This is a genomic window from bacterium (assembly GCA_030648955.1).
In the GTDB taxonomy this organism is placed as follows: Bacteria; Patescibacteriota; Minisyncoccia; order Phycocordibacterales; family JAUSHB01; genus JAUSHB01.
This window is the reverse complement of sequence record JAUSHB010000018.1, coordinates 1-19,516: the sequence shown is the minus strand read 5'-3', so window position 1 is coordinate 19,516 and position 19,516 is coordinate 1. Positions and strand designations below refer to the sequence as shown.

General features: G+C 43.7%; 19 protein-coding genes and 1 tRNA gene. 4 read left to right on the top strand and 16 right to left on the bottom strand.

Annotation, left to right across the window (positions count from 1 at the left end; genetic code table 11):
• Positions 1-157: 157 nt before the first annotated feature.
• The 7 genes from Q7S11_04610 to Q7S11_04580 form a co-directional block, all read right to left on the bottom strand.
• Positions 158-667 (bottom strand): DUF192 domain-containing protein, encoded by a 510-nt coding sequence (locus Q7S11_04610; GenBank protein MDO8573009.1) that lies wholly within the window; start codon positions 665-667, stop codon positions 158-160.
• A 6-nt stretch (positions 668-673) separates the two neighbouring features.
• Positions 674-2,290: a fused MFS/spermidine synthase gene (locus Q7S11_04605; GenBank protein ID MDO8573008.1), complete on the bottom strand. Its 1,617-nt coding sequence runs from the start codon at positions 2,288-2,290 to the stop codon at positions 674-676.
• Between the two features lie 8 nt (positions 2,291-2,298).
• Positions 2,299-4,284, bottom strand: coding sequence for a M3 family metallopeptidase (locus Q7S11_04600; protein MDO8573007.1), 1,986 nt, complete (start codon positions 4,282-4,284; stop codon positions 2,299-2,301).
• A 33-nt stretch (positions 4,285-4,317) separates the two neighbouring features.
• Positions 4,318-6,126 (bottom strand): AAA family ATPase, encoded by a 1,809-nt coding sequence (locus Q7S11_04595; GenBank protein ID MDO8573006.1) that lies wholly within the window; start codon positions 6,124-6,126, stop codon positions 4,318-4,320.
• A gap of 138 nt (positions 6,127-6,264) precedes the next feature.
• Positions 6,265-6,711: a hypothetical protein gene (locus tag Q7S11_04590; protein MDO8573005.1), complete on the bottom strand. Its 447-nt coding sequence runs from the start codon at positions 6,709-6,711 to the stop codon at positions 6,265-6,267.
• A 1-nt stretch (position 6,712) separates the two neighbouring features.
• On the bottom strand, positions 6,713-6,919 hold the full coding sequence (locus Q7S11_04585) for a hypothetical protein (protein MDO8573004.1): 207 nt from the start codon (positions 6,917-6,919) through the stop codon (positions 6,713-6,715).
• A 4-nt stretch (positions 6,920-6,923) separates the two neighbouring features.
• Entirely contained in the window at positions 6,924-7,367 is a 444-nt protein-coding gene (locus Q7S11_04580; protein ID MDO8573003.1) for a DUF305 domain-containing protein, read from the bottom strand.
• Positions 7,368-7,689: 322 nt separating this feature from the next.
• Between Q7S11_04580 and Q7S11_04575 the strand changes: the two genes are divergently transcribed.
• Positions 7,690-7,950, top strand: coding sequence for a hypothetical protein (locus Q7S11_04575; protein MDO8573002.1), 261 nt, complete (start codon positions 7,690-7,692; stop codon positions 7,948-7,950).
• A gap of 109 nt (positions 7,951-8,059) precedes the next feature.
• Here the strand turns inward: Q7S11_04575 and Q7S11_04570 are convergent, their stop codons facing one another.
• Positions 8,060-8,293, bottom strand: a complete 234-nt coding sequence (locus Q7S11_04570) for a DUF2188 domain-containing protein (GenBank protein MDO8573001.1) — start codon at positions 8,291-8,293, stop codon at positions 8,060-8,062.
• Between the two features lie 187 nt (positions 8,294-8,480).
• Between Q7S11_04570 and Q7S11_04565 the strand changes: the two genes are divergently transcribed.
• Together Q7S11_04565 and Q7S11_04560 are read left to right on the top strand one after the other, a co-directional pair.
• A complete protein-coding gene (locus Q7S11_04565; protein MDO8573000.1) occupies positions 8,481-8,795 on the top strand; it encodes a type II toxin-antitoxin system RelE/ParE family toxin in 315 nt (104 codons plus the stop codon).
• 4 nt (positions 8,796-8,799) lie between these two features.
• Positions 8,800-9,906 carry a HigA family addiction module antitoxin gene (locus Q7S11_04560; GenBank protein ID MDO8572999.1) on the top strand — a complete coding sequence of 369 codons (1,107 nt, stop codon included), beginning with the start codon at positions 8,800-8,802 and terminating at the stop codon, positions 9,904-9,906.
• Between the two features lie 97 nt (positions 9,907-10,003).
• Here the strand turns inward: Q7S11_04560 and Q7S11_04555 are convergent, their stop codons facing one another.
• From Q7S11_04555 to Q7S11_04525, 7 genes are all read right to left on the bottom strand, one after another.
• The gene (locus Q7S11_04555; GenBank protein ID MDO8572998.1) at positions 10,004-10,600 is read right to left on the bottom strand and encodes a hypothetical protein; all 597 of its coding nucleotides are present in this window, start codon (positions 10,598-10,600) and stop codon (positions 10,004-10,006) included.
• Between the two features lie 6 nt (positions 10,601-10,606).
• Positions 10,607-10,888, bottom strand: coding sequence for a zinc ribbon domain-containing protein (locus Q7S11_04550; GenBank protein ID MDO8572997.1), 282 nt, complete (start codon positions 10,886-10,888; stop codon positions 10,607-10,609).
• Positions 10,889-11,170: 282 nt separating this feature from the next.
• Positions 11,171-11,257, bottom strand: a tRNA-Ser gene (locus tag Q7S11_04545).
• A gap of 178 nt (positions 11,258-11,435) precedes the next feature.
• Positions 11,436-11,711 carry a hypothetical protein gene (locus Q7S11_04540; protein ID MDO8572996.1) on the bottom strand — a complete coding sequence of 92 codons (276 nt, stop codon included), beginning with the start codon at positions 11,709-11,711 and terminating at the stop codon, positions 11,436-11,438.
• 64 nt (positions 11,712-11,775) lie between these two features.
• Positions 11,776-12,678 carry a M48 family metallopeptidase gene (locus Q7S11_04535; GenBank protein MDO8572995.1) on the bottom strand — a complete coding sequence of 301 codons (903 nt, stop codon included), beginning with the start codon at positions 12,676-12,678 and terminating at the stop codon, positions 11,776-11,778.
• A gap of 24 nt (positions 12,679-12,702) precedes the next feature.
• The gene (locus tag Q7S11_04530) at positions 12,703-12,909 is read right to left on the bottom strand and encodes a type II toxin-antitoxin system HicA family toxin (protein MDO8572994.1); all 207 of its coding nucleotides are present in this window, start codon (positions 12,907-12,909) and stop codon (positions 12,703-12,705) included.
• 3 nt (positions 12,910-12,912) lie between these two features.
• Positions 12,913-13,143, bottom strand: coding sequence for a type II toxin-antitoxin system HicB family antitoxin (locus Q7S11_04525; protein MDO8572993.1), 231 nt, complete (start codon positions 13,141-13,143; stop codon positions 12,913-12,915).
• A 363-nt stretch (positions 13,144-13,506) separates the two neighbouring features.
• On the opposite strand from Q7S11_04525, the gene Q7S11_04520 reads away from it, so the two are divergent.
• Positions 13,507-13,971: a hypothetical protein gene (locus tag Q7S11_04520; protein MDO8572992.1), complete on the top strand. Its 465-nt coding sequence runs from the start codon at positions 13,507-13,509 to the stop codon at positions 13,969-13,971.
• Between the two features lie 132 nt (positions 13,972-14,103).
• Here the strand turns inward: Q7S11_04520 and Q7S11_04515 are convergent.
• Positions 14,104-19,516, bottom strand: a 5,413-nt coding sequence (locus Q7S11_04515; protein ID MDO8572991.1) for an RHS repeat-associated core domain-containing protein, incomplete at its 5' end; no start/stop codon positions are given.

Sequence of the window (19,516 nt, the reverse complement as noted above, 5' to 3'; positions counted from 1 at the left end):
GCAAGGAAACAAAAATTTCGCAAAGTAAATAGGGTATTCCGTCCGACCCGCCTATTGATAGACTTTCTCAACGTACCTCAAAAAAGAGCCGACTCATGCCGACTCGATTTCATAAAAATTATCTTTTATGGGGACAAAAATACCAACGGGTCGACCCTCAAGGGTCGAGTAGGACTTGATCCCCTATGTTGACCCTATGTCGCTCTGCAAACCCCGCTTGCACCTCGAGAACATAGCGAGCAGGCACCCTTGAAGTGAATGTTTGAGGGAATGAAGACGGCAAAACACTCTCGGTGATATCCACAACGCTCATATGTTCACCGATCCAGATGATATCAATGGGAAAATTCATTTCTTTCATCCAAAATGAATATATCCCCGAGCGATCGAAGACAAAATACATCCCCTGGTTATCGAGAAGTGTATTTCTGCCGGAAAGACCGCTCTCTCGAAGCAGTGGGGTGTCAGCGATATCAACATAAATATTTATATTGCCAACCTTAAGGACATGGTTTTGTTGATTTTTCTTTGGGTCAATATTCTGTTTGTAATTATTGTTTTGATTAAGGACATTATTCCCATAAACACCGAACATAGTAAGGACAAGGGGAATAAAAACTGCAAAAAATAATGTCTTTTTGTTTTTCCCGCTTAAGACATTCACCATATAGTTCTATTTATTTTTACTCCGAACAACATCCGCAAGAAAACGCGCTCCATAATATTCCACAGGGGCGTAGTTATCGGTAAACATCGTATATTGAGAGAAATCAAACGCACTAAGATCGATTAATTTCTCGTCAAGAGAACGAACAAGGGGATTTCTGTCATGTAAGACTTCCGAGGAATTAAAGTTTGGTGTTTTATCGCTTTTAAAACCAATAAAGATAAGATTCTGGGGTTCTGTGCTTTGGGGTGATTTAGTTGCAAAAAAGTAACTGTTGGGAAATACGCTTCGGAATGTTCTCATTTCCGAAAGTGTAAACGAGGGAGTTTCGGGAGATAAACTGCCAATAATATTTGCCATAAATACTCCTCCTGACGCAAGTTTTTTGTTTGCGGTTTCAAAAAATTCCTTTGTCGTAAGGTGCACCGGCATTGAATAGAGTGACTTGTATGCATCGGTAAATATAAAATCATACACATTGGTGGAATCATGCAGAAATCGCCGTCCGTCGACAATATAATTAGAAAGTCTTGGGTCATCCTTAAGCCCGAAATATTTCTTTGCAAGACCGTATAAACTTGGCTCAATCTCCGCAACGTCCACTCGAACATCAGAAATATCGGCAAGCAACTGTTTTGGGATCGAATAAATTCCCCCGCCGATCACCAGAGTATGTTTAATGTCGGGATTAAAAACCCTATAAGCGTCATAGTATTTTGTATATTCATACGCGAGTCCGCCATCTTTTAGGTTCATGGCGCCGGAAGCGGTTGTATCTTGCGTAAAAAATCGTGTTGGCTTTCCTTCGTATACGCCATCGTAGACATATAGTTTTTCATATATCCCGTCGCCTACAAAAAGAAAAATCTTTTGAAGCCCTTGCCACCACATAAAAGAAACTACAAGTGCGGAAATAACCAAGAAACCTATATTTTGAGCAGTATTTTTTGAAATTCCGCCTGTCTGCGTGCGGTGACGCACAGGCAGGCCTGCCTGCCGCGACATATGCGGCGCAGGCAGGCCGACCCCAACGCCAAGAACCCCCACAATAACAAGCGTGAGCGCGAGTCCCACCATGATCACATCAACCCCGAAACTGGGAATCAAGAAAAAACCCGATATGAGACTCCCGCCAATACTTCCCAATGTTGACCAAAAGAACACTTCACCGGATATGGTTCCAATTGTTCCGGAAGGAGCATGTTCGCTTTGAAGTTTGATTGCGAATGGTGAAAGCATTCCCAAAAGGAGCGAGGGGATGAAAAATAGGAGGAGTGATGCTATAAGCGGACCAAACATGGGAGAAAGCAAGAAACCGAGTATGGGAAGAATTAAAAGCGATAACACATACAGAAGTAGGACGGAAACTCCAGAATAGAGAATAATGAGATAAAAATTCCGACGGGAGGGATTTTTGTCAGCCATTCGTCCGCCATAGTAATACCCGAGACTAAGCGCTCCCAAGACAATACTCAAGATACTTGAGAACGAATACAGTGTATTTCCAAAATATGTCGCAAGAATCCGCGTGGCGGAAACTTCAATAACCAGCACCGCCGCGCCGGTAACAAAGACGACGAGAAGGAGTTTTTTATGAATTATGAAGTTCTTTAAACGTTCCATGAGATGTATTACAATCCGATCTCTTTCAAAAATGCTTTGTTGTTCGGCTTGCGTCCGAGAAAACCTTTCACCAGATCAATCTCTTCCCTGCTTCCGCCTTTCTCAAGAATCCATGTGCGATAATCGCGTCCCGTGCGTGAATTAAGAATACCCTCTTTTTTGAATCGTGTGAACATATCCGCCGCATACACTCTGGACCACATGTATCCATAATAGCCGGCATCGTAACCCCCGGCAAAATGTCCAAAAGAGGCGGGAAATAAACTTTTAGGCGATGGAGATATTCCGACCCACTGATTCACCAGAGTACGATATGTTTGAGTGAGAGATGATACGTTTCCTTTCGTATGAATCTCCATATCAAAGAGCGCGAGCACGAGTTGGCGTAAAGAATCATTTCCAATCATGAATTTTTTCGTCTGAAGAAGATTTTTGATAATGGAAGGTGGAAGCGGTTTTTTCGTCTTATAATGAAGCGAGAGTAACTTGAGTGCTTGTTCTTCCCATGTCCAATTCTCGAGCATCTGCGAAGGAGCTTCCACAAAATCCCATGCGGCATGAAACCCGGACTGCGAACCATAAGAAGCCTGTGTGAGCGCATAGTGCATAATATGCCCGAATTCATGAAAAAATGTTTCAACTTCCGCATGACTCAAAAGACTCGGGGCAGCCTTCACAGGCTTTGTAAAATTTGCAATCATGCATACAACAGGAGGAATATATTTACTTGTGTCTTTAAATGAAGCCAGCCGTCCATCGACAACCTCGCTTGCACACGCATGGGTATATTTCCCTTCCCGAGGATAGAGATCAAGTAAAAAATATGAAATAACGGCTCCCTGGGGAGTTTTCACCACATAGAGCTCCGCATCTTTATGCCACAGTGGATACCCGTGCACTTGTTCAAATTTTACCCCTAAAAGATTTTGGTATATCTTAAAAATTCCTTGTCTCACTTTCCAAAACGGAAAATATTGCCTTAGTTCTTCGTCGTCTATTGAAAATTTTTTCTTTTTCAACTGATTTGCATAATAAGCAAGATCATAATACATAAGTACCGCATTTTTCTTGCCCGTAAGCTTCCGCTTGAGATTAGTGAGTTCCTCAACTTCTTTTTTGATAAGTGGGGCAAGCCTTGGCATCAACTGATTGAGAAAAGAGTACACGCGAGAAGGGTGTTGCGCCATCTTATCCTCTATTTTATACTCAGCATGGTTTTTGTAACCCAAGATTGCCGCATTCTTTTTTCGGAGAGCAAGAATTTTACTGGCAAGCACTAAGTTTTTTTCTCCCCCTTTCTGAGAATTTTTATCCGCAAGCTCGCGACGTTTTTCCGCGTTCTCGGCATTTTCCATAAAAGGACCGAGATCGGGATATTGAAGGGTAACGAGATAATTCCCCTTTTTGTCACGAGTGAGACGCGCAAGATAGCTTTCAGGAAGCCCCCGTGTCTCTTTTGGAGAAATCACAATATGATCATGATAATCGTTTATATTTTTTTGAAACTGGCGGGAGAACGATGTAAGTTTTTTAATATTATTCTGAAATATTTTTCGCTTAACCCGAGACAGTTCGAATCCCATGCGACGATACCCAAGAACCATATCTTTGAGAAGTTTCTTGTCTTCACCGGCAAGTTTCTCTTTTTTCTTCGTATATTCTTTTACCGCCTGATACAATTTTTCATCATATTCAATATCAATAAGTTTTTTCCGAAGTATATCAAGGGTATTTTTTGCCGTCTCACGGGTGGTTTTGTCGGCACTTACATTCATTAAAAGCTCTATTTGATACAATAAGGGATTGATCTCATAGTTTGATGCTTCGATAGCATAGATTGTATTCTCAAATGTTCGTTTATCTTTTAGAATCTTTTTTATTTCAGAATAGCGCTGTTTTTTGTGTTCGAGGATTTTTGGAACGAGTTTTTTAATATCTCCTGCTGTCCACTGCGTCCATGCAAAATCTTTTTTTGTGTATGGTTTTACGTTCATGATGTTTGGGGTATTTTAAAATAATTGCTGTCACTATACCATAAACAACCGCGCGAGACGCAGTTCGTCATAGCTGTAACGTTTGCCGAGAAGTTCATGGGCGGGAGCAAGCAGGATTTTTTTCTCTTTTTTAAATACCGCTTCAAGCGCTTTTTTCATTTCCTCAAAGCGAACTGGGTTTTGCTCAAAATGCGCGAGATCGCGGAGCGGGTCAATTTTCTTCTCGGCAACAAGTTTCTCCAGATGACCCATGATGGTGCCCACTGTCACCTTTCTTTCCTTCGCCATATCCTTGAGAGACAACTTGCGCAAAACAAGCACTTTCGTCGCTTCATATGTCGAACCCGCCTTTTTTGGAGCCACAACTTTCCGTCCCATTCCCGATTTTCCTACCTGCGCCAGGCGTAGCGCGGCAGGCAGGCCCCCGCATACACGAACAAAATTTGCATGCATAGTCGAGAGTTTTGGGGCGGGAAACTCTGCGAATGTTTGCCGTGCATTGCGTGATTGTTCTCGAAATTCAGCGTCTTTTGATCGAACTTCCGGGTGCACTTCAAGCGCGCGCTTATTTAAACCAGAAAGTGAGAGCCCTGCGAGTGTACGCACGCGAGAGAGCGCAACATATCCTTGCCCATATTCGAACGCAGCAGAGAGATCCATGTGGGCGGCATCAAGCGACATGCCCTGACTTTTGTGCACGGTCATCGCCCATGCGAGACGGAGCGGCATTTGAGTGATGCGCGCGAGAACGCGTCCGCCGTCCTCGATGCGCCACTCAGCAGGTGTGGCAACAATGGTCTTGCCCACGTTCGTTTTCACAATAGGAAATCCGTCTTTCTTTGAGAATCCAGCGATATGCCCAAGCGTGCCGTTCACATACCGATGCATCGTGATATCGTTCTTCGTGAAGATAACGCGCGCGCCAATTTTAATTAACAATTTTTCCGGAGAAAGACATCCGCGCTTAAGAGAGAAAACGAGCTTTTCCGGACCGCGGCTCTCCATGTCAAATGTTTTTGTTTCGCCGGACAACTTCTCCAGTTCTCCGCCATTGATCTCGTCGACATTCGCATTATGGCTGTAGAGTTGCGTGATGCCATCTTTCGGTTTCGGGGAGTAGCGCGTGCGCAAAAGTTGACGATGCGGTTCTGCAACCGTCGCACGCCGCACCGCCGAGAGAAATTCCAAAAACACGGCATCTTCCTGACGATGTTGTTCGGAGAGATAACATACGAGCGGGTTGAGCGCGTTCCATGCGGTGGAAAGAAATGCGAATTGCCTGCCTGCTGCGGCGGGCACGGCGCAGGCAGGCGCGGCTGTTCCAGATTTGGCGTGGACAAATGCGCCATTGGAATCTTGATTAAACAACTCTTGTTTTTCAGAATCCTCTCGATCTTCGCGTGATGAGACTGGTGGGAGTTGAAAGAAATCGCCGACTAAAACGACTTGAAGTCCGCCAAAGGGATCTTTATTTCGGCGGATCTCGCGACAAACTGCATCGACCATATTAAGCGTGGCGGCAGAAAGCATTGATATTTCGTCAATAATGAGTATCTTCGCGTTGCCGACCCGTCTGACGATATTTCTGTTCTGTCCGATGTGATCAAGATCGTAGGGGGTGAGTACACGCCGCACGCCGATACCGCTCCATGAATGAATGGTGAATCCTCCGATATGAGTTGCCGCAATGCCGGTTGAGGCGGTAATGGCAGGTTCTATGCCGCAAGACCGCAGATACGCGACATACTGATTAATCGTATGTGTCTTCCCGCTTCCGGGTTCACCAGTCAAAAAAACATGTGCGCCGGTTTTTAAAATTGCGAGTGCTTCAGCTTGGGTCATGGAATTATTATACACGAGGTCGCGCCGACCATATTTTTGGCGGAAATTTGAATTCCGAATTTTGGCGGGAGTGGTTAGATGCGTTCAGAACTGTTAATTGGAAGGATAGTCAGAGAGAAATGCAGTATATAAAGTTTGCTATTCAGCCCGTATAACTGAACCTGTCTTGTCAGTTCGGTAAAAGTAAATTTTTCCTTTAGCCAGCATTTCGACTTTGAAACCAGGGACTAAAGCTTGTAGACAACTTTCGTTAGCTTTTCCAAGTCCTAAACATCCATCGTTCCAGGTTGTATCAGTAATCTGCATAATGACGATACTCTTTTCATCAACACCTAGTTTTGTTGCAATGTCTTTGCGAGCTATTGCACCAGCTGGTTCAACTGGCATATCGTGTATTCCTCCTGGTTCTGGGTTTTCTCCCGAAGTAACCACAGGAGCTTGGTTTGTAATTGTTCCTGAATTATCAGTTTCTTTATTCCCAAAAGGATTATGTTTTGAAAAAAATACTCCTCCACCAAGTACGAGCACAGCTATAATAATCAGTATTAAATTTCCTATTCCAATTCCAAGTAGTGTTTTATTCATTTTAGTGATGTTTGGGACGAATATGACCTGCTGGATGTCTTTCTAGGAAATCTTTAATCATTTCTTCTTGCTGTTCCTTAAATCCAGGTAAGTTCTGTTGTTCAATAAACTTTCGCAAGAAACCGACTTCTGCACGAAGAGCCATTAGTACTCCCATCTCTTCTCCAAATCGGGTTGTGGGTTCTTTTATAAAGTCTTGGTAAGTCATATTTTTATTGGTTAAGTTTATTTTTCATAAAGTCTATCTCATTTTGCTGTCCTGAAATAATACCATTACAAAGCTTTTTTATTTCAGCATCTTGCAACTTTGCTTTCTCACACATAAGAATAGCTCCAGCGTGATGAGGTATCATTGATTTCAAGAACTCCCCATCTCCAATAGCAGTTTGATTTCGTATCAACATAAAGAAACTCAATCCAAATACTATGCTCAAAGCTATGATAATTACATTAAGCTTTTTATTCATATACATTCCGCTCATTACTAAAAGCTCAATGATTATCATCGGAGCAGTCATAAGACCAGCCATATAGAACTGGTTTACTCCTATGAAGATGTTGCTCATAGAGTTAACCATAGCGAACATAAGGAAATACATCGCAATAAAGGAAAGAATGACCATTGGAACGAGTTTTTTGTATTGTGATTGGTGCATATGAGTTTTTGTTAGCTAATGTAAAGATTATATCACTTAATAGTATAATGAGGGTGTATTACAGAAGAAATGTATGACAACTTTTTAAGAGATTACAAATCTAGACAAGCAGAAATACTTGAATAGATGAAAGACCGCTCTGATGCTGACGAACAGTTCTATATCAGTGCAGGTACAGTGTTAAATCTAGCTAAACGAGCAAAGGAAATCTTTATAAGTTCTGAAGTAAGCGAAAAAATGGCAACTTTTAGGTTTCCTACTTTCTAACTGTGTATTAAACGGAAAAAAGCTAGAGTTTTCCTTGCGTTCTCCATTCAATTTGATGGCAACACAGACCGATGATATTACGTTGCGGTGTGTATTAAACAAAGTTCGGAATTCAAATTTTGGCGGTGGCGATGTCCCGAAGTTTGAACCGACCTGTCCTGAGCAAAGTCGAAGGAAAACATGGCTCAAATTCAAGGATCTTGATACAAGTATACAGAAATTGAGAGCTATCTACAAAATTCACCCTGAATGGTTTGAAGTGCCTAAACCAAAATCAGATAAAGGGCAAAATATTATAGATTACTCAATTTCTTAAAAAGTGGATAACCTGAATTTGGCACATGTTATGATAACAAAGTCGCCCATTGCTGGACGACTTTGAATAAAAGACGGAGAAAACTGGCCATTGGTCAGTTTTCTTTGTACTATCCCCGAGGAGGGAAGGAATCGTGACCATATGAGTTCCTCCAACCAATTTCACCATCTGCATTTTGAACAATAAGTTCTGCTTTCTTATTGATCGCAATTTCACGTGCTAGCTCAACAGCTTCCGCTTTCGTATTCACGATTGCGGCAGCTCGGTCAGCTCCGGCGCTTTTTACTTTCCAATCTCCATCGAGCGGACTTACCCAAACCTGCTTAGGTTGTTTCGTGGCCATTTGGCGTTTGCAAAATTATTTCGAATAAAATGTTTGTCGAACCTCAAACGTTTTCAATTATATGCTCTTCCTGCGTAATGTCAAAATATTATTAACCCATAGGGTTATCCACATTTGACATATTAAGGGTGTTTTGATACACTCGGGTAGTAATGATTTACTCTAATAACCGTCTTACAGCATTAGAATGGAACTCTCCTTTAAAGACAAAAAACTCAAGAAAACCTGCGAAGATGTCACCTTATTAAAGAGGAGATACGGCAATCTTCAAGCAGAATTAATAGTCCAAAGGATTAATGAGTTATTGTCTGCGGAGAGTCTGTTTGATATATCGAAGCTTCCCCAGGTCAGACTCCACCCGTTAAAGGGTAAACTGAAAAAATGTTATGCTTTAGATATCAAACATCCGTATCGAATCATCATCACCTACTTAAATGGAGATTCTCAAGATTTAAAGTCGATAAGCAAGGTTATGATTATTGAAATAATTGATTACCACTAAACATATGACTACAAACGATTTCAATCCAAATATAGCAATTCATCCAGGTAATACTCTTAAAGAGTTACTGGATAAAGTAAACATGACCCAGACCGATCTTGCGGGAAGAACGGACCTTACCCCAAAAACAATCAATGAGATTATTCAGGGAAAGAATCCTATCACACCAGAAACAGCATTAAAGCTTTCTGCAGTATTTGGCATGTCTCCTGTTTTTTGGAATAACCTCGAAAGAAACTATCGAGAAACTCTTGCAAGGATAGAGAGAGATAAAAAACTTGAAAATGAGTTGCCGTTTTTACAGAAATTTGATTGTTATAAAGAATTAGCTAGATGGAAGTATGTGCCTCAATCAAAGGATCCGAAAGAGAAAGTGCTTAATCTTTTGAATTTTTTTGGTGTAAGCTCTCTTGATTTCGTCCAAAAAACTCATGATGTTGCGTTTAGGCAATCTAAACAAAGTAATTTGTCGCATGAATGTCTTGCTGCATGGCTAAGATGTGGTGAGATCGAGGGAAACAAAATACAAACTAAATCTTTTGATAAAGACAAGCTAACCAATTCTATTGAAAATTTAAGGGCATTAACGACAAAAGATGTTACTGGTATTGAAAAAGGTATCCAGGAGATTTGTTCGGAATCCGGTGTTGCTGTAGCTTTTGTGCCTTATTTTTCAAATACTTTTGTTGATGGTGCTACCAGATGGCTTTCAGCAGATAAGGCACTTATACAAGTTAGTTTAAGAGGTGCTCATATTGATCGTTTTTGGTTCACTTTCTTTCATGAAATCGGTCACCTACTTAAGCATGGTAAAAAAGAACAGTTTATAGAATTTGAAAAAAGAGAAAATAGTGAATTAAAAGACAAAGAGAAAGAAGCTGATGAATTTGCGCGTAAAACTTTAATTTCCGATGCCAAGTTTAATGAATTTAAATCTGGTGGTAGGGTTTCAGCTGATGATCGTATAACAAACTTTGCGAAGGAGATTAATGTATCACCGGCTATTGTTGCTGGGAGGGTAGCGCACGAACTACACGAAATGGGGGTAAAAGATGCTTGGAAGAAATTTTCTCATCTAAGACCTCGAGTTAAATTTGTTCAACCAGCTTAATCCATACAGAATCATTTCTAACCCTCTCCATGTTTAAACCTCATAGAGTTAGGAAGGCACACCTCGTTCAAAATAAGTACCTTTTCCGCTGATTATTTTATTGTAATTGGAAAGAGCCTGTAAATTTTTGATAATCTGTAGTAGAGCATTTTTGAATTTCGCATGCCATTTCGAGAGAATAAAGTTTTTGACCTACTAAGACGAGTTTTCCGTAGATATAATAACTATCACTCTGCACCAGATAATCGAGGGAATCGTTCGAAACAAAACTACCGAAATTTGATGAGACCACTTTATGATTTGGTATTTCCGCAACCCTACCGTTAAAAGCACCCTCTAAAACAGCGTTGGGATTTGAAACATCAATCTCACCGCTATAACGAATCGCTTGAACAAAATATGAATCGTCTCCTTTTGATGCCGAGTAAAGATCAACTGTACCAGTCAAATCAGAACTAGGTATAGCTATTGTATTTGATTCATGTTTTGGGAGGGTTGGAAAAGTAATCTTAAAATTTCCTTCTACAGAATTGAATTCTTTCCACGATGTGGAATCTATAAAATAATCAGGAATTGTTGCCGTACCAGAGGAATTAGAATTTCTGTAAATTAAATACCCAGTTACCATAACAAGCAAAATAACTACAAAGATTGATATTAAAGTCTTATTTGGTTGTTTATTTTCTTCATTCATAAAATATTATTTTCTTGATGAGTAATCTATTACTGCGAATAGTACTCCCAAAATTATACCGGCCAATAGATATGATCCGACCAAAGGTCCTAACACTTTTAATAAAATCAAAAAGGCAACACCCATCAGACCTCTCCTGTTTGCATCTTTGGACATATCGAGCTTAAAGCTCTTTTGCTCCTTTTGGGGTTCATCAATTTTTACTTGTGGCTTAACCTGTTCTTTGCCACATCTCATACAAAATTTTGCATCCTCTGGAACTGGGTTATTACAATTTGTGCAATTCATAAATTATTTTATAAAGTAGTTAATATCTTTATTATAAATCTTTTAGATGTACATTAAAACCCTTATTTTGCTTCGGTTCAAACTTGGTAATCTGGCGGAGGGGGGAGATTCGCCCGCGACTAAACTTTTACCGTCGTAAAAGTTTGTCTGGGCACCAGCTCGCCTGTTTTTCCTGCTGAAAAAACATGGCTCCGCTGTTCGAACCTCACGAAAGCTCCGCTTCCTTCTCCATATTGATGTCTCGCCGCAATGCGCGCAGAGCGCATTGCGAACGGGCCATTGCGGAGGGGGGGAGATTCGAACTCCCGATACCGATAAAGGTATGCCACCTTTCCAAGGTGGTGCACTAAACCACTATGCGACCCCTCCCTAATCTATGTCAATCGGGCGTCCCGACACTATGTCGAGATTAGCCATGTTTTCCCATCCACAAGACTTTAGCAAAAAAACCGAAATATTGCACGGCAAAAAATAATAGAGGGTGAGGAGAATATCTCCCCACCCTCTATGCTTCCCTACTTAGTATGGATTTGTTGTGTGTCTCACACTAGAGCTCAAGATCGGCCATTCCCTCATCTTGAGCTCTAGCGGAAATGATTTCCGCGTTGGCACCACGTGCCCCTCCAACGTGAGCGTTCGACACAGTTTCTTTATGTTCTGTTGTTTGCTCTATTGCAAGTGGTGGATTAAGCCGCTCACCCGTTTCACCCACATATGATGTTGCTGGCTTCAGAACTTTCACGTTCGATTTTCTCTTTATCATCGCAAGGCTCCATGAATAAACACCGTTAATTAAAAAAACACTCACCGTACTAAATTCCATTTTCAATGGTACATTTTTTTACAATTATTTCAACCACACATTCCTTGCACGAAAAATAGGCTCCTTACTCTTGTGTAAGCTGATTCCCCCGCAATGCCGCCACGCGTTCTTCAACCGGCGGATGGGTCATAAATAACTTGGCAAAAAAACTTGTCTTCGGTTGTTTTGCGAACGGATCGGAAATATAAAGATGGGCAATCGCTTTACTTACGTGCATCGGTTGTGCCGAAGCAGAAATTTTTAGAAGCGCGGAAGCAAGCCCTTCCGGGTAACGCGTAAGAAGCGCACCGGAAGCATCAGCCAAAGATTCTCTCTTGCGTGAGACCGCGAGACGGATGAGCATCGCAAAAATGGGCGCAAGAATCGCGAGTACAATTCCTACAATCACCAGCACGCCACTTCCCTTTCGATCACCGCCGCGTCCACCGCCAAAGTGAAGCGAGCGGAGAAAAATATCGGAAAGAATGGTAACAAATCCCGCGAGCACCACAGCAACCGTTGAGACCAACATATCGCGATTGCCGATATGTGAAAGTTCGTGCGCAATCACTCCTTCGAGCTCAACCTTATTCAAAAGCGGCAGAATGCCGGTCGTGACAGCAACAACCGCGTGCTCTTTATTTCGTCCCGTTGCAAACGCGTTGGGAGATGGATCATTAACAATATAAAGTTTAGGCATCGGAAGTCCCGCAGTGATGGAAAGATTTTCAACAATGTTCCAAAGATCGCTATATTCCTCACGCGTTGCAGGTCGCGCGCCTGCAAGCTTGAGTACAATTTTATCAGAGAACCAATAACTCGTGATATTCATCATAACACTGAAAATAACTGCGATATAGAGAATAGATGGGTTGTCATAATACCAACTCACCACCCAACCAATGAGCATCACCAGCCCAAAAAACGTGGCCATCAAAAACCATGTTTTCCAAATATTTTGTTCTTGGTGGGTGTAGAGGGTGGCCATGGATTAGTTCGTGGTTAGTAGTTTTTAGTACCCAGCATCCATGTCTCGCAAAATATTCTTTACGATTTTTGGATGAAGAATTTTAGAACTGTGTTTTGGTACCGTGATACGCGTGCCTTTATCATTATGAAAAATCATGTGACTTCCATTTTGGCGAGAGAGCGAAAATCCATGCTCTTCTATCAACTTAATTATTTGTCGCGCAGTAAAACGAAGAGATTTTGGGGACATAAGCTACGCGACAGATATCTGAAAATTAGATAAACTAAAAGATCTTTCTGATTTGACTAATTTTTCCTTTTTTGACAGCCTGTCAGCGACATGCAATTTAATGGCGTCCTTGATATTTTTCACCACCTCCTCGTAAGTCTTCCCCTCTGTATAGCACCCTTGCAAGTCTAAGCACTCGGCGACAAAGCCGTTTTTATCTTGCTCTATAACAACAGAAAAGTTTTGTATTTCCATATTTGTATATTACTGCTTTTAAGGGCGCCCTGCAAGCATGCGAGAGCACGTACAGCCTTTGTTAATCATGAATCACTGTGGGGAGCACAGTCATCAAAAACCATGTTTTACAAATATTTTGTTCTTGGTGAGTATAGAGAGTTGCCATAGATTAGTTTATAGTTGATAGTTTAGTAGTTTACAGCAAAAACACAAACGTTCCCGCCAATTGCATTTCAGTGGAGAATTCAGGGATGTACATTTGACAAACTAGTGAAAATAAGTATAATATGTCGTAGATAGAGTATTTCGACATATTAAATCCAACCCCTAAAGGAGGGTGTCATGAGAATATTTTTCAATTTCTTGATTGCTTTACTTCTGTTGGTATTAGTAGCGTCTAAGACGTTCGCCGAGGGTGTCGAAAATACGACAGTTGCTTCGGTGGATTCATCCCAAGCATCCACGAATGACTCGTTGTTACCCGATGTTTCAGGGCCTGATAATTACATGGGCATAATGACAGCGTGTCTGTTTGCTCCAGATGGAACAGGTGCTACAGCTACAACTGAACGAGGAATTTCTGGTCTTTCGTGGTTTACCTATTCGCGTTTGGATTGGGATAGACGAAGCTTGCCTCATGAACGCGGTGAAACGCACTCGGACATCTGTCTGGGTAAGGTTAACGTGTTGGTTTATCTGTTCCTAGATACTGACAATAAAATAAAAATATTCGATGCCGATACACAACATTTTTTAGGGAAGCAAGTCATGGGTGACGATTCAATGTTCGATGCATGGACATATTCAGATTCTATGTATGTGTTCAGGTCGGAAAGGAATAAATAGAAAGAAGACGCATCGCCCCGCTCCGGATAACAATCCGGAGCGTTTTTTCTTTTTCTTCATTTCTATACATGCGTTCGCTTTGCATCATATACAATGCGAACGCATGACAATTCGGGAGTATGAGGTTGGTTACTATTGATTGTTATCGAACTGTTGATACACGGGTTCTCTGATTACACATAAACCGTCAGCTTTTGCCCGGGTGTATCGAGAATCTAATGTCCTAAGTAGTTTTTCATTTGGAGACAACTGATCCGGTGTTTTATTTTTGAATGGCTTTAGAAGATTTTGAAATGTATTTACCATGGCTTCATCCTGTCTTGGAGTGAGGACAATAGGGTCTTTTTTGGTTACTGGTCTAGTGCGAGGTTCAGACAGAAGTGGTGTTACAGCTTTGGCATCCCAAAAGCCTAGTGTCTTCATCACTTGCGGAGTAACAGAGTCTAGTTCTTTTTTTGTGAAGGCGTTGTTTGTTAGATTTTGTACTAACGCTTGCGCATTCACTACCGCATTCGGATTAATGGCCTTGCCCACGTCCTGCCAGAATTCACTAAGCAACCCCGTCCTATCCGTAAACCTCACCGGATTGTTGTTCGCATAGTTGTAGGTATGGAGTCCTCCCGCATAGCCGATCGGGTCACTCGTGATGTAGCGTCCAAGCGAGGGATCGTAGTAGCGATTCCAGTTGTAGTGGAGTTTTGTTTCCCAGTCGTAGTACTGTCCCGGAAAACGTAAGTTAATGATTGTTGCTTTGCCGTCTCGATCCGGATCTTCTGTGGGCGATAACCATCCGAAGGCGTACCCTTCGTTGTACCAAACAAGCTTGCCGGTGCTATCGGTCGCCGAACGCGGCGTGCCTTGGTGATCAGCATGGAGGTACGACATGACACCGCCTCCCGACAAGGATTCTTTTTCCAGAACGATATCACCGGGGGATGTGGTCGTTCCCTGTGCAGTCACGACCTTGATCTGATATATTCCTGTAGCAATTCCTGCTGGCGGAAACACAAGTAAGAGCGTCGAGTCCATCGGTTGAACTAATGGAGCAGGGATGTCTCCTGAAGTGCCTGAGAAGTATACCTTCGGACTCGTCGATGCAAATCCTCCGCCGAAGATAAATACGGTTCCCGCTTTGCCGATGTCGAGCCTTGAAGGCCAGATGCCACTAATAGAGACTCCCGGTGATGAAACACCGAAGTTCGTGCTACTGGTAGTGGTACCATTTTTAGTAACAATCTGAATCGGGCCGGTGGTAACGCCCGTAGGAAGAAACACGGCGAGCATGTTTGTATCGAGGACTTGAACAATAGGAGCATCAACACTACCTATTTTCACCTTGGTAGTACCGGACCCGGGAACAAAGCCGCTTCCGAAAACACTGATGAGATCGTTTGGTTTACCGGTGCTTGGTGAGAATCCCGATATCTTGGGTGGAGCGGTGATCGGCATCATAGGGTCAGTATCATAGCGCAGTTGCGCAACCGGCATGCCATCGGCATAAATATATTCAACATAGACCTTGTTGGGACCCTTCTCTGCCAAAAGCTCTCCCGCGAGGCCATAGAGATACCCCATGCTTCCGCGACCCAGCAATGTTTTCTGTCGGCGGAGATTTCGATAGTCATACACATACGTAGCGTTCACATCTTCTACTACGGCATTCTGAAGCGTCCCCGCGGCATAGTAGGTGAACGTGCGCGGAGTAACCCCTGCAAGGTAATCACTTTTGGTATTTCCTGCCGCATCGAGGACAGCACTCTTTCCATAGGCGGTGCTCAAGCGGTTGGTTGACGGCGTGTAGGTGTTGGAACTTGTGCTGGGGCTTAACCCTGCCAGTGTTGTTCTCACACTGCTTGTGCGATTACCACTGCCGTTGAAGTCGTAGGTGTAGGTGTACTTAAATCGGTAGGTATCCGACTCAAGCTGATCAAAGATATTGTACGTGTAGGCGAGAGCAGCGGTGAGTCCACTTAATCCGGTGACCGTGAGTGTCTTTAAGTTACCATTGGCATCATAGAGCGAATAGTCACGCACTACGCCCCCCACGGTCTGTTTGGTCATGCGTCCTTGGCGGTCATAGGTGAGCACTTCGTTCACATTGTTGCCGTAGGTTTGACTCTTCAAGAGTCCGTCGGAGTAGTAGAGGCGGTTCTTTACGATGACAATGGGCGTGGTGATGCCGTTGCCGGTACGTTCGATGTCTTTGATTCTTCCGGTATATGGATCACGTTTGTACAAGATGGTCATACCGCTCGGGTAGGTGATCGTGCTCACGCGGTCGACCTTGTCGTACATGTAGCTTAGGGTGCCGATTTGAGAATGCGCATCCATGACTACATTACCGAATGCATCATACGCGTAGTTTGTCGTACCGCTTTGATCCTCAACACGACAGAGTCTTCCTTTGCCTGACGTGCATGTGGGATCAGATGAAATGCTTGTGTCATATTTTAGCGTCACATCCTCGTTAGTACCAGGATAGTCAATGAAGGTGGGACGGTTGAGTGCATCATAGGTGTACGTGACAGTGACATTGCGTGCATCTTTTTTGGTTTTGACATTTCCTGCTTCGTCATAGGTGTAGGTTGTCTTGCCAGTATCAGGTGAGACAGAGGTAAGGAGGTCACCGTGGTCGTTGTACTTGTAGGTGTTCTCATGTTTTTGATTCACTCCTGTGGGATAGTCGAAGGGACTTGAGGTGGTGGCGAGATTCCCGGCGGCATTATACTTAAAGTTCGTGGGCGCAAGTCCGTGTTCAATGGCAAGTGTGTTGCGGTTGAGTTCATCCGGCGTGAAGGTCGTCGCAGGGTTGTTGTTCGGATCGATCACTTTCACCAAGTTCCCCACCGCGTCATAATCGACATTGGTGATGCTCCCTGCGGCATTGATCGTGTCCAAGCGATTACGAATGTCATGGGTATAGGTGACATAGCGGGAGAGTGCATTTGTTAAGTCATGATTTTCGGTGGCGATCACATTTCCTTTTGCATCGTAGAAATAGTTGATGTAGTTTCCTCCTCGATCGGTCACCTTGTATACATCGTGTGAATCGTAGTAGTCATAGGTCAACTTGGTGGCGTCAGGGAATGTTGCGGTCTCGATATCACCCCAGGCTTTGTAGGTGAAGGTGGTGGTGCGTACTGTGCCGCCGGAAGGCGTTGTTTCGGTCACCGTTTTGACGCGACCGCGTAAATCATAGACGTATTCGGTGACGAGGCCATTGGGGTCGGTCATCTTCTTTAATCTTCCATTGGCGTCATAGGTGTTGTAGGTGGTGACATGATTGAGCGCATTGGTGGTTGATTTCAATTGTCCGCACTCAAAGCCGGTGTTGCATTGGTAGTAATCAAACTTGGTGATGTCACTCACATCAGTGCGGGGTCCATCGATGGAGTTAATCTGACCCAGGTCGTTGTAGCCGATTTTGGTGGTGCGGGCGTTTTTGGTGACCGATGAATATTGAATAACCTCCGATCGGACGGTGATTCCCGTGGGCAAATAGAAACGCGGGTCATCATAGGAGAAGACCGTCGCTTTTGTGTAGGCAAATTTTGAACCAGACGGCGCCACATAGGCATCTTCAACACTCGGGGAATAGGTGCTTTCAATCTCATCGGTATAGTCGGTCAGGTACCAGTACATCGACGTACGGGTCACCCCCGGCACAGTGATGGGAGTCACACAATCTCCTTTCTGTCCCTCCGTCACGGAAGACAGCTGGCCGGTACTGCTGTATCCATACGTAGTCACATGCCCCTCTTCATCTTTGTGGCACTTCAAGTTGTTGTTGGGATAGTATGTTTGTTTCACTGATTTCCCGTCGCTCGGAGAGAAGACCTCGATAAGATTCTTCATGCCCCACTGTGTGGAATACTTCATCACACTTTTGATGCCAATTGCATCAGTGACCGTAGTTTGTATGCTCGAGTCATAGGCAAAGGAAAACTTCTCTTGCGCATCTACGCTTGCGGCAGTGAGCGGCACATGCTGGGTGAGGGTTGTCTTCCCATTGCTGTCATAATCAAATTTGGAAAAGCGTTTGATCACTCCTGCGGTATCCACATACGAAATACCGGTCAAGTGGTTGGGAAACCCGACTTTTTCATAGTGATAGATTTTTGAGGTATTGTCGGGATACGTGACCTTGGTTAAGTTGTTATTGGTGTCGTAGAAGTAACTGATTTTGCTCATACTCTCACTGCTCTCCACGGTAGAGATGCGATCATCGTTCACGCGATAGCTGAACTTTAAGTAATGACCAAAGGGGCCGGAAATTCTACTAAGAGTACCCTTGGCGTTGTATGCATAGTTGGTGATGTGTCCCACCTTATCGGCATCAAACTGCTTTCTTCCTCCGAGCGTGTAATATTCACGTTCCCCGGTGGGACGGATCAATCGGAAGTTGCATGCTTCTTGATACAAGCGTACACGCCCCGCATCTGCCTGACCTGTACACTGATAGGTAGTAGCGTCGGACACTGCAGGTTTGCAGGTAAAGGGAATGCCTCCTCCATCGGGTTCGCGGACGGTTACCGCACGTGCCACCGTGCTACTTGCTTGCGTGATGCACTGTGGTGCACCGGCTGGTCCCCAATCGACATCTAATTTACTACCGTAGGTAAATGACCATTTGTTGCCGAAATCTTTTCCATTTTTGGTATCGATACTGTTGTAGTATCGCGTGAGTGAAAGACCTGCGTTACTACTTGCAAAATCTTCTTCTACTTGATACTTGTTGCCCGTTGCAGGGTTGCAGGGGTTGCCTACCATGCAGTTTCCAAAGCTTGGTTCGCCTTCGCTTTTCATGATTTCGTCAACAGTGGGTTGCGGTGCAGGCGTTACAGTGACTGACACCGATGAGCTAATGCTGGCATTATTGGTTCCTGTGCAGGTGAGGGTGTAGGTGGTATTTGCAGTGAGACCAGTGAAGGTCTTGGTGCCTGATCCTGCAAGCCCTGTGCCTGTCCATCCTCCACCACTTGGGGTGCAGGAGTTTGCCTTCAAGTTTGTTGACATCCACGACAACGTAGCCGAAGCGCCGTTGGGGATCAAAGTGGAGTTTGCTGTGAGTTTAAGGGTGGGACCGGTTACCGCGATAGCAACACTCCTCCAAACATCTACTCCGTTATTCCCCTTGCATGTCATCTCATACACAGTGTCCGCAGTGACATTGGAAATTGTCTGTGAGGTGAGTGTGGTTGCTTTTCCTCCAGTCCAGCCATTACTTGCCGTGCATGAGCTTATGTTTTTCGGATCCCACGTGAGGACGACCGAACCGCCAGAAATGATTGAGGTGGTATCTGCGGCAAAGGTGAGGCTCGGGTCTGATTGAGGACGTACATTTACGGTGACGGAAGCGGGTGCGGAGGTGCCGCCAGAATTTGAGCACGTGATGGTATACGTTTTGGTTGAAGTGAGTGGACCCATCCGTTCATCGCCGTCATACCCTCCCGTATTATCATTTGCAGAATTTACTGTTTTAGGGCCGGTCCAATCGCCTGATGCCGTGCATGATTTGGCGTTTTTTGAACTCCAGTAGAGTGTT

Excerpts from the sequence above, each read along its gene's own strand:
- Q7S11_04565 (MDO8573000.1), top strand. The coding sequence starts at position 8,481 with ATGGAACTCTCCTTTAAAGACAAAAAACTCAAGAAAACCTGCGAAGAT.
- Q7S11_04540 (MDO8572996.1), bottom strand. The coding sequence starts at position 11,711 with ATGGAATTTAGTACGGTGAGTGTTTTTTTAATTAACGGTGTTTATTCA.
- Q7S11_04595 (MDO8573006.1), bottom strand. The coding sequence starts at position 6,126 with ATGACCCAAGCTGAAGCACTCGCAATTTTAAAAACCGGCGCACATGTT.
- Q7S11_04575 (MDO8573002.1), top strand. The coding sequence starts at position 7,690 with ATGGCAACACAGACCGATGATATTACGTTGCGGTGTGTATTAAACAAA.
- Q7S11_04555 (MDO8572998.1), bottom strand. The coding sequence starts at position 10,600 with ATGAATGAAGAAAATAAACAACCAAATAAGACTTTAATATCAATCTTT.
- Q7S11_04530 (MDO8572994.1), bottom strand. The coding sequence starts at position 12,909 with ATGTCCCCAAAATCTCTTCGTTTTACTGCGCGACAAATAATTAAGTTG.
- Q7S11_04550 (MDO8572997.1), bottom strand. The coding sequence starts at position 10,888 with ATGAATTGCACAAATTGTAATAACCCAGTTCCAGAGGATGCAAAATTT.
- Q7S11_04535 (MDO8572995.1), bottom strand. The coding sequence starts at position 12,678 with ATGGCCACCCTCTACACCCACCAAGAACAAAATATTTGGAAAACATGG.
- Q7S11_04590 (MDO8573005.1), bottom strand. The coding sequence starts at position 6,711 with ATGAATAAAACACTACTTGGAATTGGAATAGGAAATTTAATACTGATT.
- Q7S11_04560 (MDO8572999.1), top strand. The coding sequence starts at position 8,800 with ATGACTACAAACGATTTCAATCCAAATATAGCAATTCATCCAGGTAAT.
- Q7S11_04600 (MDO8573007.1), bottom strand. The coding sequence starts at position 4,284 with ATGAACGTAAAACCATACACAAAAAAAGATTTTGCATGGACGCAGTGG.
- Q7S11_04610 (MDO8573009.1), bottom strand. The coding sequence starts at position 667 with ATGGTGAATGTCTTAAGCGGGAAAAACAAAAAGACATTATTTTTTGCA.
- Q7S11_04570 (MDO8573001.1), bottom strand. The coding sequence starts at position 8,293 with ATGGCCACGAAACAACCTAAGCAGGTTTGGGTAAGTCCGCTCGATGGA.
- Q7S11_04525 (MDO8572993.1), bottom strand. The coding sequence starts at position 13,143 with ATGGAAATACAAAACTTTTCTGTTGTTATAGAGCAAGATAAAAACGGC.
- Q7S11_04580 (MDO8573003.1), bottom strand. The coding sequence starts at position 7,367 with ATGCACCAATCACAATACAAAAAACTCGTTCCAATGGTCATTCTTTCC.
- Q7S11_04585 (MDO8573004.1), bottom strand. The coding sequence starts at position 6,919 with ATGACTTACCAAGACTTTATAAAAGAACCCACAACCCGATTTGGAGAA.
- Q7S11_04605 (MDO8573008.1), bottom strand. The coding sequence starts at position 2,290 with ATGGAACGTTTAAAGAACTTCATAATTCATAAAAAACTCCTTCTCGTC.